Below are 15,199 nucleotides of genomic sequence, written 5' to 3' on the forward strand. Positions count from 1 at the left end.
GGGCGAACGCTTTAGCAGTGTTGTTTATCGTCGCCCTGCAAGTAGTTCAATAACTCGGCGACGGCCGCATTCTAGCGCGCGTGAAAACCCTTTTCCGTTGGATGTCGGCCTGGCCCCTGCCACTTTTGCACGCTTTCGGCGCCGTGCTGGGCTGGCTTGCGTTCCTGGCTTCTCCCACCTACCGGCGCCGCTTCCTCGCCAACGCGGCGCAGGCCGGCTTTCGCTTTGCCGAGGTGCGCCCGGCCGTGGCCGCGGCCGGGCGGCTGGTGGTGGAGGCGCCGCGCCTGTGGTTCGGCGAGCTGCCCCCCGTGGAATGGGACGATCCGGCGCTGGTCGAGCGCGCGCGCGCGGCCGGCCGAGGCCTGCTGTTCCTCACGCCGCACCAGGGGGGGTTCGAATCCACGGCCCTCGGCTACGCGCAGCGCTTCGGGCCCATCACCGTGCTGTACCGGCCGCCCCGCAAGGCCTGGCTGCGCGGCCTGGTGGAGAGCGCGCGCACCCGCCCCAACGTGACCGCGGTGCCGACCAACCTGGCCGGGGTGCGGCAGCTGCTGCGCACGCTGCGTGCCGGTGGCACGGTGGGCCTGCTGCCGGACCAGGTGCCGCCGCAGGGCATGGGCGCCTGGGCCCCGTTCTTCGGGCGGGATGCATACACGATGACGCTGGCCGCTCGCCTGGCGCGGCAAACCGGCGCCGCGGTGCTGCTGGCGCGCTCCGAGCGGCTGCCCGGTGGGGCGGGCTTCCGGGTGCATGTGACGCCCTGGCCGGGCGAGCCGCCGGCGGAGGCGCCGGAGGCCGCCGCCGCGCAGGTGAACGCCTGCATCGAGGACATGGTGCGGGCGTGCCCGGGCCAGTACCTATGGGGCTACGCGCGCTACAAGGAGCCGCGCCAGGAGGGGCCCGCATGATGGCCCGCCTCGGCATCGCCTTCATGCGGCTGCTGGCCGGGTTGCCGCTGCCCGTGGTGCGCGCGCTCGGCGCGGCCCTGGGCAGCGTGCTGTGGGTGTTGGCCCGCTCGCGCCGCCACGTGGTGCGCGTGAACCTGCGGCTGTGCTTCCCGGGCTGGAGCGAGGCGCGGCTCGAACAGGTCGCGCGCGAGGTGTTCGTGCGCGTGGCCCAGTCGTGGCTGGACCGCGGCTGGCTCTGGCACGGCACGCCGGAGGTCGTGCGCTCGCGCATCCGGCTCACCGGCGCGGTGGAGGAACTGGCGGGCGAGGCACCCACGCTGCTGTTCGCCCCGCACTTCGTGGGCATGGATGCCGGCTGGACCGCGCTCACGCAACAGGTGCCGCGACGCTTCGTCGGCATCTACACCAACCAGTCGAACGCGACGCTGGATGCGTGGATCCTCGCGGGCCGGCACCGCTTCGGCCAGTGTCGGCCGTTCGGCCGCGCCGACGGCGTGCGGGGGCTGGTGAGCGCGCTCAAGGGCGGGGAGGTGATGTACCTGCTGCCCGACATGAACTTCGGACCGGAGGAGTCGATCTTCGTGCCGTTCTATGGCCTGCAGGCGGCCACCGTGCCCTCGCTCTCGCGCTTCGCGCGGCTGGGCCGGGCGCGCGTGGTGCCCATCGTCTCGGTCATGACCGAGACCGGCTATGAGGTGCGGGTGCTGCCCGCCTGGGCGGGCTTCCCGACCGACGACGTGGCGGCGGACACGACGCTCATGAACGAGCGGCTGCAGGGGTGGATCGACGAGCAGCCGGGCCAGTACTACTGGGTGCACAAGCGCTTCAAGACGCGCCCGCCCGGCGAGCTGGGCGTCTACTGAGCCAGGAAGCGGCCCAGGCGGTCCTTCACCAGATCGGGCTGCTCGTGCACGATCCAGTGGCTGGCGCCAGGGATGCGCTCCAGCGTCATGAGCGGCACGTAGTCCGAAAGCCCGTCGATCAGCTCGGGCGGCAGGGCGATGTCTTCCATCGCCCACAGCACCAGGGTCGGCACCTCCACCGTGAGCATTTCCCGCGGCAGCGTCACGCCGGCGGCACCCGGGTCTTCCGGCCGGGGCGGGCGCAGGGGCGAGGCACGGTAGTAGTTGCAGCCGCCGGTGAGGCTGGCGTCCCACACCGCGCGGTACTTCGCCTTGATGTCCTCGGTGAGCCACCCGGCACCGCCGCCATTGGTGAAGAAGCGGAACAGGCGCTGGTAGTCATCTGCCCGCAGCAGGGCCTCTGCGTCCGGGCGGATCAGGAAGTTCATGTAGGCGCTGGCTTCCTGCTGGCGCGGGTTGCTGCGCAGCTCCCGCCAGAAGGTGCCCGGGTGCGGCGAGTTGATGATCGCCAGCCGTTGCAGTCGCTGCGGGAGCTGGTTGGCCACGTTCCAGGCGACGGCGCCGCCCCAGTCATGCGCGACCAGGCAGGCCAGGGGCTGGCCCGGGCTCTCGATGGCCATCAGCGCCTCGATGTCCTGCACCAGGTGCTTGGCGCGGTAGGCCTTCACGTCGGCCGGCTGGGTGGATTGCTCGAAGCCGCGCAGGTTGGGCGCCACGCAGCGGAAGCCGCCGTGGGCCGGATCGGCGAAGTGGGCGAGCAGCTCGTCCCAGATGAAGGCGGCCTCGGGAAAGCCGTGCAGGAACATCAGCACCGGCCGCCCGCGCGCACCGGCGGCGCGGCAGCTCAGGGTGATGCCGTGCGGCAGCGGCTGCTGCCAGGTCTCGATCATTCGGTCTCCGGGTGCGTCCACTGCCACAGCAGCAGGGCGGTCTCGTCCACGCCCTGGCGCTTCAGGGCGGAGAAGAGTTTCACCTCGCCGCCGGCCGTCTGCAGTCGCGCGATGGACAGCGCCTTCTGGCCCTCTGCCCGGTTCAGCTTGTCGGCCTTGGTCAGCAGCACCAGCAGGCGCAGGCCCGTCTCCACCCGGGGGCGGATCACTTCCAGCAGCGCTTCATCCAGCTCGGTCAGGCCGTGGCGCGGATCCACCAGCATCACCACGCCACGCAGGTTGGGGCGGCTCACCAGGTAGTTGGCCATCACCTGCTGCCAGCGCAGCTTGTCCTGGCGCGGCACGGCGGCGTAGCCGTAGCCGGGCAGGTCGGCCAGCACCGCGTCGGTCAGGCCCTGCTTGCCCAGGGCGAACAGGTTGATGGCCTGGGTGCGCCCCGGCGTCTTGGAGGCGAAGGCCAGCCGCTTCTGCTGAGTCAGGGTGTTGATGCAGGTGGACTTACCCGCGTTGGAGCGGCCGACGAAGGCGATCTCGGGCACCTCGTGGGTGGGCAGGTGGTCCAGCCGGGGGGCCGTGGTGAGGAAGCGGGCGGTGTGCAGCCAGGCCAGGGCCAGGGCGGCTGGCGAGGCAGCGGGGGCGCGCGGGCCCGGCGTGGAAGTCATGGATTGGCCAGTGGGTGAGAGGCGGCATTGTAGAATTGCCCGGTTTTGCGCCCAACGAACCGAACAAACGTGATGAAGTCGCCTGCTTCCCTGCTCGTGGCCGCCGTGCTGGCCGCCTCTGCGCTTCCCGTCCTGGCCCAGCAGGCCGCGGCGCCCGCATCCGCGCCCGCCGCCCCTGCGCCGGCTGCTGCCAAGGCGGGCCCCGCCAAGGTCGACGCCGCCCTCGGCGAGCAGAAATACGCGGCCGTCTGTGCCGCCTGCCACGCGGCCGACGGCAACTCCAGCATTCCCGCCAACCCCAAGCTCGCCCAGCAGCACCCGGAATACCTGGTCAAGCAGCTGCAGGAGTTCAAGAGCGGCAAGCGGGCCAACGCCGTCATGGCCGGTTTCGCCGCCACGCTGAGCGACGAGGACATGAAGAACATCGCCGCCTACCTGGCCAAGCAGAAGGCCAAGCCCGGCTTCGCGAAGGACAAGGCGCTCGTCACCCTGGGCGAGAAGATCTGGCGCGGCGGCGTGCCGGATCGCCAGATCGCCGCCTGCGCGGGCTGCCACAGCCCCAACGGCGCCGGCATCCCGGCGCAATACCCGCGCCTGTCGGGCCAGCACGCGGACTACACCGCCGCGCAACTCGTCGCCTTCCGTGATGGCGTGCGCAAGAACAACCTGCAGATGACCCAGGTCGCCGCCAAGCTGAACGACCGCGAGATCCGCGCCGTGGCCGACTATGTGGCCGGCCTGCGCTGAAAAGTCGCCGGCGGCGGTGAACTAACCGCCGGCTTCAGCCACCAAGACAAGGGCGGGCGACTCGCTGGAGCGCCCGCCCTTCTTGCATCCGAACCCCCATGACCACCGCCACCCCCGAAGCACCGGCCGCCGCGCCGTCGCCGCCGGCCCTGCGCCAGGCGATCGAGCTGCTGTCTTCGATGCGGTTCGCGATCTCGCTGCTCACCGTCATCTGCATCGCCTCGGTGATCGGCACGGTGCTCAAGCAGCATGAGCCGGCGGTCAACTACGTCAACCAGTTCGGGCCGTTCTGGGCCGAGCTGTTCCTGCTGCTGAAGCTCAACGCGGTCTACAGCGCGCCGTGGTTCCTGCTGATCCTGGCCTTCCTGGTGGTGAGCACCTCGCTGTGCATCGCCCGCAACACGCCCAAGATCTTCACGGACCTGAGGGCCTACAAGGAAAACATCCGCGAGCAGAGCCTGCTGGCCTTCCACCACCGGGCCGAGGCGCCGCTGGAAGGCGAGACGCCCGAGGCGGCCGCGCAGCGCATCGGCCAGGGCCTGGTGAAGGCCGGGTGGAAGGTGCGCCTGCAGCAGCGCGGCGACGCCGGCTGGATGGTGGCGGCGCGCGCGGGCGGGCTCAACAAGATCGGCTACCTCGCCGCGCACAGCGCCATCGTGCTGGTGTGCCTGGGCGGCCTGATGGACGGCGACCTGATCGTGCGTGCGCAGATGTGGCTGGGCGGCAAGCAGCCCTACACCGGCGGCGGCATGATCGCCGACGTGCCGGCGCAGCACCGCCTGCCGCTGACCAACCCCACCTTCCGCGGCAACCTGCTGGTGGCCGAGGGCACGCAGTCGCACACCGCCATCCTCAACCAGTCCGACGGCATCCTGCTGCAGGAACTCCCGTTCTCCATCGAGCTGCAGAAGTTCATCGTCGAGTACTACTCGACCGGCATGCCCAAGCTGTTCGCCAGCGAGATCGTCATCCACGACCGCGAGACGGGCGAGAAGATCCCCAAGCGGGTAGAGGTCAACCACCCCGCCAGCCACCGCGGCATCGAGATCTACCAGTCCAGCTTCGACGACGGCGGCTCGGCCGTGCAGCTGAAGGCGGTGCCGATGGACGGTGTCGGCAAGCCCTTCGAGGTGGCCGGCACCATCGGCGGCAGCACCCAGCTCAGCCGTGGCCAGCAGGAGGGCGCGGAGAAGCTCACCCTGGAATACACCGGGCTGCGCGTGATCAACGTCGAGAACCTGGCGGATGCCACGGCGGCCGGCACCGACGTGCGCAAGGTCGACCTGCGCGAATCACTGGACGCCCGCCTGGGCGCGGCCAACAAGGTGCAGACGAAGAAGGCCCTGCGCAACGTCGGCCCCAGCATCACCTACAAGCTGCGCGATGCCGCCGGCCAGGCGCGCGAGTTCCACAACTACATGCTGCCGCTGGAGCTGGGCGAGGGCGTGCCGGTGTTCCTGTTCGGCATGCGCGAGACGCCGGCCGAGCCCTTCCGCTACCTGCGCATCCCGGCCGACGACGCGGGCACGGTGCAGGGCTTCCTGCGGCTGCGAGCGGGCCTGGCCGACCCGGCCCTGCGCGAGCAGGCGGTGCGCAACTACGCGCGCCAGGCGACCGACCCGGCCAAGCCGCAGCTGGCCGAGCAGCTCGCCTCTTCGACCCAGCGCGCGCTGTCGCTCTTCGCCGGCGCCGAAGCCGCCCCCGGCCGGGCCGCGGGCGGCCTGCAGGCCGTGTCGGAATTCCTGGAGGCGAACGTGCCCGCGGCCGAGCGCGAGCGCGCCGGCGAGGTGCTGGTGCGCATCCTCAACGGCGCCCTGTTCGAGCTCACGCAGATCACCCGCGCCCAGGCCGGCCTGGCGCCGCTGCCGCGCGACGCCAAGACGCAGGCCTTCATGGCCCAGGCCGTGCTGGCGCTGAGCGACGTGCACGTGTACCCCGCGCCCATGGCCTTCCAGCTTGCAGGCTTCCAGCAGGTGCAGGCCTCCGTGTTCCAGGTGACGCGAGCCCCCGGTCGGCTTGTGGTGTATCTGGGGTGCACCTTGCTGATCCTCGGCGTTTTTGCCATGCTCTACGTGCGCGAGCGCCGCGTCTGGGTGTGGCTCAGTCCCCGCGACGGCGGCTCGCAGGCGCGCATGGCGCTGTCCAGCAACCGCAAGCTGATGGATGTCGATCGCGAGTTCGAGCAGTTGAGACAGCGACTCCTGGGCAGATCCGCATGAACACCGCCACCACCACGACCACCACCACTCTCACCCTGGATGCCGGCTACTTCGCCCGGCGCAACGCCCTCGACTGGGTGTTCGCGCTGGCCGTCGCCGCGGGCGGCCTGTTCGCGCTCATGCGCTACGGCCAGCACATGGACGTGTACGAGAAGAGCATCCTGGTCGGCACCATCCCCTCGGCCATCTGGCTCGGCTGGTTCTGGCGCCCGCTGCGCGTCCTGATGGCCGTGGTGACCTTCTTCTCCCTGGCGGGCATCGCCGCCTACCAGGGCAGCCTGGCGCGCGCCGACACGGTGTTCTGGCTCAAGTACTTCCTGTCCAGCCAGTCCGCCATCCTGTGGATGAGCGTGCTCTTCTTCATGGCGACTGCGTTCTACTGGATCGGCATCTTCGCGCGCGGACAGGCCGCCACGATGGAGCTGCTGGGCTCGCGCCTGACCTGGGTGGCCGTCACCATGGCGCTGATCGGCACCATGGTGCGCTGGTACGAGGGCTACCTGATCGGCCCCGACGTCGGCCACATCCCGGTGAGCAACCTGTACGAGGTGTTCGTGCTGTTCTGCTGGATGACGGCGCTGTTCTACCTGTACTTCGAGGAGCAGTACGCCACCCGGTCCATGGGCGCCTTCGTCATGCTGGTGGTCAGCGCCGCGGTCGGCTTCCTGCTGTGGTACACGGTCGTGCGCGAGGCGCACGAGATCCAGCCGCTGGTGCCGGCCCTCAAGAGCTGGTGGATGAAGCTGCATGTGCCGGCCAACTTCGTCGGCTACGGCACCTTTGCGCTGGCGGCGATGGTGGCCTTTGCCTATCTGGTCAAGCAGCAGGCCAACGAGACGCGCTGGTACAAGCTGGCGCCCCTGTGGCTGCTGGGCGTGGTGCTGTGCTTCGAGCCGCTGGTGTTCCGCAAGTCGGCCAGTGGCGGCATCAGCAACTACTGGGCGATCTACTTCGGCATCTCCGCGCTCATCGTCGCGGGCATCCTGATGCTGCGCCGGCGCATCGCCGAGCGGCTGCCCTCCTTCGAGATCCTCGACGACGTGATGTACAAAGCCATCGCCGTCGGCTTCGCCTTCTTCACCATCGCCACCGTGCTGGGTGCGCTGTGGGCGGCCGAGGCCTGGGGCGGCTACTGGAGCTGGGACCCGAAGGAAACCTGGGCGCTGATCGTCTGGCTGAACTATGCGGCCTGGCTGCACATGCGCCTGATGAAGGGCCTGCGCGGCACCGTCTCGGCCTGGTGGGCGCTGGTCGGCCTGGCCGTGACCACCTTCGCCTTCCTCGGCGTGAACATGTTCCTGTCGGGCTTGCACAGCTACGGCGAGCTCTGATCCCGCCGTGCGCGCCCCGGGCGCGCACGCGGCTTTCGATTCCTTGTAAGAATGGCGCGCGCGGCCGGACCAACCGGCATACGCGAAGGAGATGCCATGCTGATCCGCACCCACGACAACGGTTTCGACCACGGAATTCCGAGCGAGATCACCCCGCGCGCCGTCTACCAAGACCGGCGTCGCCTGCTGCTCCAGCTCGCGGCGGGTGCCGCCGGCGCCACGCTGGCCGCCTGGGCCTCGCGCGAGGCGATGGCGCAGACCGCGCGCCCGGGCAAGCTGCCTGCGCTGCAGACCGTGCGGTCCACCGTGCCCGGTGCGCAGACGATGGAGAAGCTGACCGACTACAAGGACGCCAGCACCTACAACAATTTCTACGAATTCGGCACCGACAAGTCCGATCCTGCGCGCTACGCGCACACGCTCGTCACCTCGCCCTGGACGGTGGAGGTGGATGGCCTGGTGAAGAAGCCGGGCAAGTACGCCATCGAGGACCTGCTCAAGCTCGCCGCGCAGGAAGAGCGCATCTACCGGCTGCGCTGCGTGGAAGGCTGGTCGATGGTCATCCCCTGGGTCGGCTACTCGCTGTCGAACCTGGTCCAGAAGGTGGAGCCGCTGGGCAACGCGAAGTACGTCGAGTTCTTCACCCAGGCCGATCCCAAGACCATGCCGGGCGTGACTTCGCAGGTGCTCAGCTGGCCGTACGTGGAAGGTCTGCGCTTGGACGAGGCGATGCATCCGCTCACCCTGCTCAGCTTCGGCATGTACGGCGAGGTGCTGCCCAAGCAGAACGGCGCGCCGGTGCGGCTGGTGGTGCCCTGGAAGTACGGCTTCAAGAGCGGCAAGAGCATCGTGCGCATCCGCTTCACCGAGAAGGAGCCGCGCACCGCCTGGAACCGCGCGGCGCCGCAGGAATACGGCTTCTACTCCAACGTGAATCCCGACAAGGACCACCCCCGCTGGAGCCAGGCCACCGAGCGCCGCATCGGCGAGGACGGCCTGTTCGCCAAGAAGCGCAAGACGCTGATGTTCAACGGCTATGAGGCGCAGGTCGGCCAGCTCTACGCCGGCATGGACCTGCAGAAGCAGTACTAGTGGCCGGCGGCAACGCAGGCGCGGCGCCGGGCGCCAAGGTCCGCATCGGTCGCGCGCTGCTGCACCCGGCGGCCTGGCCGGTGCTGCTGGGCCTGTGCCTGCTGCCCTTCGCCTGGCTGGTGTTCGGCGCGGCCACGGATCGCCTGGGTGCGAACCCGGCAGAGGCGCTGATCCGCTCCACGGGCGACTGGACCCTGCGCTTCCTGTGCATCACCCTCGCGGTCACGCCCCTGCGCGTGCTGGCCGGGCTGCCCACGCTGGCCCGCTTCCGGCGCACGCTGGGCGTGACGACCTTTGCCTACGGCCTGCTGCACCTGCTGGCCTATGGCTGGCTGGACATGGGCTTCGACGTGGCGGACATCGCGCGCGACATCGCCAAGCGGCCGTTCATCCTGGTCGGCTTCCTGGCCTTCGTGCTGCTGCTGCTGCTGGCAGCCACCTCGTTCAACCGCGCCATCCGCGCGCTCGGCGCAGCCCGCTGGCAGGCGCTGCACCGCGCGGTGTACGTCATCGCGGGGCTGGCCGTGCTGCACTTCTTCTGGATGCGCGCCGGCAAGAACGATTTTGCCGAGGTGGCGGTCTACGCGGCGGTGCTCGGCGTGCTGCTGGCGTGGCGCCTGTGGCGCCGCGTTCGCACGGCCGCGTCACCGGGGGCCGGGCCGGTGGCGCGCGGGCGCTGACAGGGGCCGGAAGGCGTCAGGCCAGCAGGCGCTCCATGCGCATCTGGTCGGCCGCATCCTCGCGCGCGCGGATGAGATGCGCGGCATCGCCATCCACCAGCACCTCCGCCGCGCGGCCGCGCGTGTTGTAGTTGCTGGCCATGCTCATGCAGTAGGCGCCGGCGGACAGCACCGCCAGCAGGTCGCCCGCGCGCACGGCCAGTTCGCGGTCGTGGCCGATCCAGTCGCCGCTTTCGCACACCGGGCCCACCACCTCGTAGGTGGCGCTCGCGCCTTGCGGCGGCGTGGCGGGGACGATCGCATGGAAGGCCTGGTACATCGCGGGCCGCGGCAGATCGTTCATCGCCGCATCGACGATGCAGAAGTTCTTGTCGGTGCCCGGCTTCAGGTAGAGCACCTCGGTCAGACACAGGCCTGCGTTGCCCACCAGGGAGCGGCCGGGCTCGATCATAAGGGCCCGGTGGCCGTGACCGCGTGCGTCCAGCCGGGCCAGGATCTGCTGCCACAGCGCGTCAGCCGCGGGCGGCTGCTCACCGTTGTAGGTGATGCCGAGGCCGCCGCCGAAATCGATGTGGTGGATGGGAATGCCCTCGCGCTCCACGGCTTCCACCAGGTCCAGCACGCGGTCCATCGCATCCAGGTAGGGGCCGGTCGTGGTGATCTGCGAGCCGATGTGGCAGTCGATGCCCACGACACGCAGGCCCGGCAGGCTGGCGGCATGGCGGTAGGCGTGCAGCGCGCGGTCATGCGCGACGCCGAATTTGTTGCCCTTGAGGCCGGTGGAGATGTAGGGGTGCGTCTTCGGGTCCACGTCGGGGTTGACGCGCAGGCTCACCGGCGCGGTACGGCCCATCTCCACGGCCACGGCGTTCAGCGTGTCGAGCTCGGCCTCGCTCTCGACGTTGAAGCAGGCAATGCTCACTTCCAGCGCGCGCCGCATCTCGCGCCGCGTCTTGCCCACGCCCGAGAAGATGATGTCGCCCGGCTGCCCGCCGGCGGCCAGCACGCGCTCCAGTTCGCCACCGGAGACGATGTCGAAGCCGCAGCCCGCGCGGGCGAAGACCTGCAGGATGCCCAGCGACGAATTGGCCTTCATCGCATAGCAGATCTTCGCCTTTCGGCCTGCGAAGCCGCGCTGATAGGCGCCCAGCGCAGCCAGCATGGCTGCCTTGGAATACACGAACAGCGGCGTGCCATGCGCGGCCGCCAGATCGGCCAGGCGCACCCCTTCCACATGCAGGTGGCCGCCCTCGTGATGGATGTGCGGGTGGCCGGGCAGGACGGATGAACTCATGGCTGGCGGGAAGGAGTGGGGGCCGACGCAGGGCGCGCCGGTGCAGATGCGGCGGCCGCCGGCCCGCTGACGGGAAACAGCAGCTGGCCCAATGTGGGCCGCGGCGCGGAGGCCGGCCCGGCCGCAGGCATGTACAGCGGACCCTTCTGGCCGCAGCCGGCCAGCAGGCCCGCCAGCGCCAGGGTCGCCACGGCCATGCGGCGGCGCACGAGGAGGGGGGTGTCTAGAATTTGCGCAGACCGCAACATCTGGAAATTGTAATGACCGACCTGGACTACCTCGACGCCGCCGAGGCCCTGCTGGCCGCCGTCGAGGCCGGTTGCGACCGCCTCAATGACGCGACCGACGCGGACATCGACAACCAGCGGGTCGGCGGCATGATCACGCTGACCTTCCCGAACCGCAGCCAGATCATCATCAATCTGCAGAAGCCGCTGCACGAGGTGTGGCTGGCGGCGCGCGCGGGTGGCTACCACTACCGCTTCGACGGGCAGGTGTGGCGCGACACGAAGGCGGGCACCGAGTTCATGGCGGACCTGAGCCGCCACGCGACGCAGCAGGCAGGGCTGCCGCTCACCTTCAGTTCTTGAACAGGTCCAGGATGCTGCGGCGCTCTTCCGAGGGCGAGCGCGGTGGCGGCTGGCCGTCGGAGTTCATCAGGCTGCGGTCCTGCGCGGGGCCGGGGCGCTGATCGCCTGGCCGCGCAGGCGTGGTGCCGGGGCCGGCGGGCCGCGCAGCGGCGCCGGCATCGCCGGACACGGGCGCCAGCGGCGGCAGGGGCATGCCGCCACCGGGCGTGGCACCGGCGCCACCGCTCGTGCTGCCCGGCGCGGAGGCCGCGCCCGAGGGGCTGTCCATGCCCAGTGACGAGACGCCGCCGGTGCGCGCGAATTCCTCGTAGTACCACTCGCCGCCCACGTTCACCAGGCCCTCGGGTGCCGTGGGCTCCGCCACCGGCACGCCCTTGAGCGCGGCCTCCATGAAGGCGATCCACACCGGCAGGCTCAGGCCGCCGCCCGTCTCGCGGTCGCCCAGCGAACGCGGGTTGTCGTAGCCCATCCAGACCACCGCCGCCAGCGTGGGCTGGTAGCCGGCGAACCAGGTGTCGATGGAGTCGTTGGTGGTGCCCGTCTTGCCGTACAGGTCCGTCCGCTTGAGCATGGCCTGCGCGCGCGCGGCGGTGCCGGAGCGGGTGATCTCCTGCAGCAGGCGGTTCATCACGAAGGCGTTGCGCGGCTCGATCGCGCGGGTGGCCTCGCTGCTCAGGGGCGGCTGGCTTTCCACCAGCACCTTGCCCTTGTGGTCGGTGATGCGGGTGATGAGCCAGGGGTTGACGCGGTAGCCGCCGTTGGCGAACACCGAGTAGGCGGTGGCCATCTGCAGCGGCGTGACCGAGCCCGCGCCCAGCGCCATGGTGAGGTAGGGCGGGTGCTTCTCGGCCTCGAAGCCGAAGCGGGTGATCCATTCCTGCGCGTTCTGCGCCCCCACTGCCTGCAGCACGCGGATGGAGACCATGTTCTTGGATTTGGCCAGGGCCATGTGCAGCGGCATCGGCCCCTCGAACTTGCCGTCGTAGTTCTTCGGCTCCCAGGGCTGGCTGCCGGTGACGCCGGCGTCGAAGAACAGCGGCGCGTCGTTGACGATGGTGGTGGGCGAGAAGCCCTTCTCCAGCGCGGCGGAGTAGATGAAGGGCTTGAACGACGAACCCGGCTGGCGCCAGGCCTGCGTGGCGTGGTTGAACTTGTTCTTGTTGAAGTCGAAGCCGCCCACCAGCGCCTGGATGGCGCCGTCGCGCGGATCCAGGGCCACGAAGGCACCCTCGACCTCGGGCAGCTGGGTGATCTCCCAGGTGTCCTTGGGCGTCTTCATCACGCGGATCACGGCGCCCCGGCGGACCTTGGTGCGCGGCGGCGCCTTCTCGGCCAGGCCGGACTGCGCGGCACGCAGGCCTTCGCCGGTGATCTCGATGCGCTCGGCGTTCAGCCGCACGGCGGTGATCTTCTTCGGGTTGGCGTCCAGCACCACCGCGGCCATCACGTCGCCGTTGTCGGGGTGCTCGGCCAGCACGTCGTCGATGGCGTCGTCCAGCGCCTTCGGGTCGGCGGGCAGCTCCACGAAGCGCTCGGGGCCGCGGTAGACCTGCCGCTTCTCGTAATCCATGATGCCCTTGCGCAGGGCCTTGTAGGCGGCTTCCTGGTGGCCGGACTTGAGCGTCGTGTAGACGTTCAGGCCGCGCGTGTAGGTCTCGTCGCCGTATTGCGCGTAGACGAGCTGGCGCACGGTCTCGGCCACGTACTCGGCGTGCACGGGGAAGCTGACGATGCCGGTGCGCACGCGAAGCTGCTGCTTCTTGGCCTCCTCGGCCTGCGCGGCGGTGATGAAGCCGTTCTCCTCCATGCGCTCGATGATGTAGAGCTGGCGGGCGCGGGCGCGAGTGGGGTTGTTGATGGGGTTGTAGGCCGAGGGGGCCTTGGGCAGGCCGGCCAGCATGGCGGCCTCGGCCACGGTGATCTCCTTCAGCGGCTTGCCGAAGTAGGCGTCGGACGCGGCGGCGAAGCCGTAGGCCCGGTTGCCCAGGAAGATCTGGTTCATGTAGATCTCGAGGATCTGGTCCTTCGTGAGCAGGTGTTCCAGCTTGAAGGTGAGCAGCACCTCATAGAGCTTGCGGGTGAACGTCTTCTCGGACGACAGGTAGACGTTGCGCGCCACCTGCATGGTGATGGTGGAGGCGCCCTGGCTCTTGGCACGCCCCAGGTTGGCGAGCGCCGCGCGCACGAGGCCGCGGTAATCCACGCCGCCGTGCGAATAGAAGCGGGCGTCCTCGATGGCCAGCACCGCGTCCTTCATCACCTTGGGGATCTCGCCGATGGGGGTGAGGTTGCGGCGCTCCTCGCCGAACTCGCCCAGCAGCACGCCGTCGGCCGAGTACACACGCATCGGCAGCTTGGGGCGGTAGTCCGACAGGTCGGAGATGTCGGGCAGGTTCGGATACGCGACCGAGAGGGCGACGGCCACGATGATGAGGATCGAGGCCAGGCCCGCCGCGGCGAGGCCGAACAGCCACACGGCCACGCGGATCAGGAAGCGTTGCCAGGCCGGACGGGCGCTGGACGGGCCGGGGGCGTGCGGAGCGGGGTCGGAAGGCATGGGTCTCCAAGGTGCGGCCCGGGAGCGCCATTATAAAAATGGACGCTCAGGCGGGCCCTTTCCAGTGAGCGCCGCACGATGTTGCCGGGTCGCGGGGGCGCTGTCATGGGGGTTGCCAGACGTGCGATGGTGGGCTTGCGCGTCGGTTTTTGGCAACGCCGGCTGTTGCTCAAATCGGAATTTTCCTTTGTGCGACAAGGATGTTACTGCTAGCATTCAAGTGGAATCTTAAGTTTGGTACGCCTTCAATCCAGGCGTTTCAGGAGACGAGATTGATCTCTCTGGGCTCATTGTTTGGCGGTCAGGCCGCTCCGTTGCTCGGCTTGGACATCAGTTCCTCCAGCGTCAAGTTGGTGGAGCTCGGGCGTGACAAGCTCGGCAACTACGTGCTCGAACGCTGCGCGATCGAGCCGCTCGAGCGCGGCTGGATCAATGATGGCAACGTCGAGAAGTTCGACGAGGTCGCCGAGGCCATGCGCCGGGTGGTCAAGAAGAGTGGCACGCGCACGCGCAACGTGGCGATGGCGCTGCCCGCGTCGGCGGTGATCACCAAGAAGATCATCCTGCCCGGCGGCCTGAGCGACCAGGAACTGGAAGTCCAGGTCGAGTCCGAGGCCAACCAGTACATCCCCTTCTCGCTCGACGAGGTCAGCCTCGACTTCTGCGTGGTCGGCCCCAGCGCCACCTCCGCCGGCGATATCGAGGTGCTGATCGCCGCCTCCCGCAAGGAGAAGGTGCAGGACCGCCAGGGCCTGGCCGAGGCGGCGGGCCTGAAGCCGGTGATCATCGACGTCGAGTCCTATGCGTCGCGCCTGGCCGCCGGCAGGCTCATCAGCGACCTGCCCAACGAGGGCAAGGATCTGATGGTCGCCCTGTTCGAGGTCGGCGCCACCACCACCAGCATGCAGGTGATCCGGAACGAGGAAGTGCTCTACGACCGCGACCAGGCCTTCGGCGGCGCGCAGCTCACCCAGCTGATCGTGCGGCAGTACGGCTTCTCCCAGGAGGAGGCCGAGGCCAAGAAGCGCAGCGGCGAGCTGCCTGACGACTACGAGTCCGGCGTGCTGCGGCCCTTCGTGGACAGCATGGCGCAGGAAGTGGCCCGCGCGCTGCAGTTCTTCTTCACCAGCACGCCGCACAACCGCGTCGACCACATCATGGTGGCCGGTGGCTCGGCGGCGCTGCCCGGCCTGAGCGACGCGATCACCGCCCAGACCTCATTCCCCTGCGCCCTGGCCGACCCGTTCCAGGGCATGCAGATCGGCGACGGTGTGCGCGAGAAGAAGGTCCGCCGCGAGGCGCCTTCCTACCTCACGTCGTGCGGGCTGGCCATGCGGAGGTTCCTGCAGTGATCCTCATCAACCTA

14 protein-coding genes are annotated in these 15,199 nt (G+C 69.5%); 9 read left to right on the forward strand and 5 right to left on the reverse strand.

Features of this window, described 5'->3' with window-relative positions; all coding sequences use genetic code 11:
• Positions 1-80 precede the first annotated feature (80 nt).
• On the forward strand, positions 81-908 hold the full coding sequence (locus ACE3T5_RS08215) for a lysophospholipid acyltransferase family protein (RefSeq protein ID WP_374666365.1): 828 nt from the start codon (positions 81-83) through the stop codon (positions 906-908).
• Positions 905-1,771, forward strand: a complete 867-nt coding sequence (locus tag ACE3T5_RS08220; RefSeq protein ID WP_374666367.1) for a lipid A biosynthesis acyltransferase — start codon at positions 905-907, stop codon at positions 1,769-1,771. The genes ACE3T5_RS08215 and ACE3T5_RS08220 overlap by 4 nt, the downstream gene beginning before the upstream one ends.
• Here the strand turns inward: ACE3T5_RS08220 and ACE3T5_RS08225 are convergent.
• Entirely contained in the window at positions 1,765-2,661 is an 897-nt protein-coding gene (locus ACE3T5_RS08225) for an alpha/beta fold hydrolase (protein ID WP_374666369.1), read from the reverse strand. The two genes, ACE3T5_RS08220 and ACE3T5_RS08225, sit on opposite strands and share 7 nt — an antisense overlap.
• Positions 2,658-3,323 (reverse strand): ribosome biogenesis GTP-binding protein YihA/YsxC, encoded by a 666-nt coding sequence (gene yihA, locus ACE3T5_RS08230; RefSeq protein ID WP_374666371.1) that lies wholly within the window; start codon positions 3,321-3,323, stop codon positions 2,658-2,660. Before yihA ends, ACE3T5_RS08225 begins: the two co-directional genes overlap by 4 nt.
• 72 nt (positions 3,324-3,395) lie before the next feature.
• Between yihA and ACE3T5_RS08235 the strand changes: the two genes are divergently transcribed.
• The 5 genes from ACE3T5_RS08235 to ACE3T5_RS08255 all read left to right on the forward strand — a co-directional run bounded on the left by ACE3T5_RS08235 (position 3,396) and on the right by ACE3T5_RS08255 (position 9,392).
• On the forward strand, positions 3,396-4,070 hold the full coding sequence (locus ACE3T5_RS08235) for a cytochrome c (protein WP_374666373.1): 675 nt from the start codon (positions 3,396-3,398) through the stop codon (positions 4,068-4,070).
• A gap of 98 nt (positions 4,071-4,168) precedes the next feature.
• Positions 4,169-6,289, forward strand: a complete 2,121-nt coding sequence (locus ACE3T5_RS08240) for a cytochrome c biogenesis protein ResB (protein ID WP_374666375.1) — start codon at positions 4,169-4,171, stop codon at positions 6,287-6,289.
• Positions 6,286-7,620, forward strand: coding sequence for a c-type cytochrome biogenesis protein CcsB (gene ccsB, locus ACE3T5_RS08245; protein WP_374666377.1), 1,335 nt, complete (start codon positions 6,286-6,288; stop codon positions 7,618-7,620). Before ACE3T5_RS08240 ends, ccsB begins: the two co-directional genes overlap by 4 nt.
• A 96-nt stretch (positions 7,621-7,716) precedes the next feature.
• Complete coding sequence (gene msrP / locus ACE3T5_RS08250; protein WP_374666379.1) at positions 7,717-8,712, forward strand: protein-methionine-sulfoxide reductase catalytic subunit MsrP; 996 nt, start codon at positions 7,717-7,719, stop codon at positions 8,710-8,712.
• Between the two features lie 44 nt (positions 8,713-8,756).
• Entirely contained in the window at positions 8,757-9,392 is a 636-nt protein-coding gene (locus ACE3T5_RS08255; RefSeq protein ID WP_374666394.1) for a sulfite oxidase heme-binding subunit YedZ, read from the forward strand.
• Between the two features lie 16 nt (positions 9,393-9,408).
• On the opposite strand, the gene lysA is transcribed toward ACE3T5_RS08255, so the two are convergent.
• A complete protein-coding gene (gene lysA, locus ACE3T5_RS08260; RefSeq protein ID WP_374666381.1) occupies positions 9,409-10,686 on the reverse strand; it encodes a diaminopimelate decarboxylase in 1,278 nt (425 codons plus the stop codon).
• Positions 10,683-10,934, reverse strand: a complete 252-nt coding sequence (locus ACE3T5_RS08265; protein ID WP_374666383.1) for a lipoprotein — start codon at positions 10,932-10,934, stop codon at positions 10,683-10,685. The genes lysA and ACE3T5_RS08265 overlap by 4 nt, the downstream gene beginning before the upstream one ends.
• A 12-nt stretch (positions 10,935-10,946) precedes the next feature.
• Between ACE3T5_RS08265 and cyaY the strand changes: the two genes are divergently transcribed.
• Entirely contained in the window at positions 10,947-11,276 is a 330-nt protein-coding gene (gene cyaY / locus ACE3T5_RS08270; RefSeq protein ID WP_374666385.1) for an iron donor protein CyaY, read from the forward strand.
• Here cyaY and ACE3T5_RS08275 read toward each other — a convergent pair.
• Complete coding sequence (locus ACE3T5_RS08275) at positions 11,266-13,833, reverse strand: penicillin-binding protein 1A (protein WP_374666387.1); 2,568 nt, start codon at positions 13,831-13,833, stop codon at positions 11,266-11,268. The two genes, cyaY and ACE3T5_RS08275, sit on opposite strands and share 11 nt — an antisense overlap.
• A gap of 272 nt (positions 13,834-14,105) precedes the next feature.
• On the opposite strand from ACE3T5_RS08275, the gene ACE3T5_RS08280 reads away from it, so the two are divergent.
• The gene (locus ACE3T5_RS08280; RefSeq protein ID WP_374666389.1) at positions 14,106-15,185 is read left to right on the forward strand and encodes a pilus assembly protein PilM; all 1,080 of its coding nucleotides are present in this window, start codon (positions 14,106-14,108) and stop codon (positions 15,183-15,185) included.
• The last annotated feature ends 14 nt before the right edge of the window (positions 15,186-15,199 follow it).

Source organism: Ramlibacter sp., assembly GCF_041916345.1.
Lineage (GTDB): Bacteria > Pseudomonadota > Gammaproteobacteria > Burkholderiales > Burkholderiaceae_C > Ramlibacter.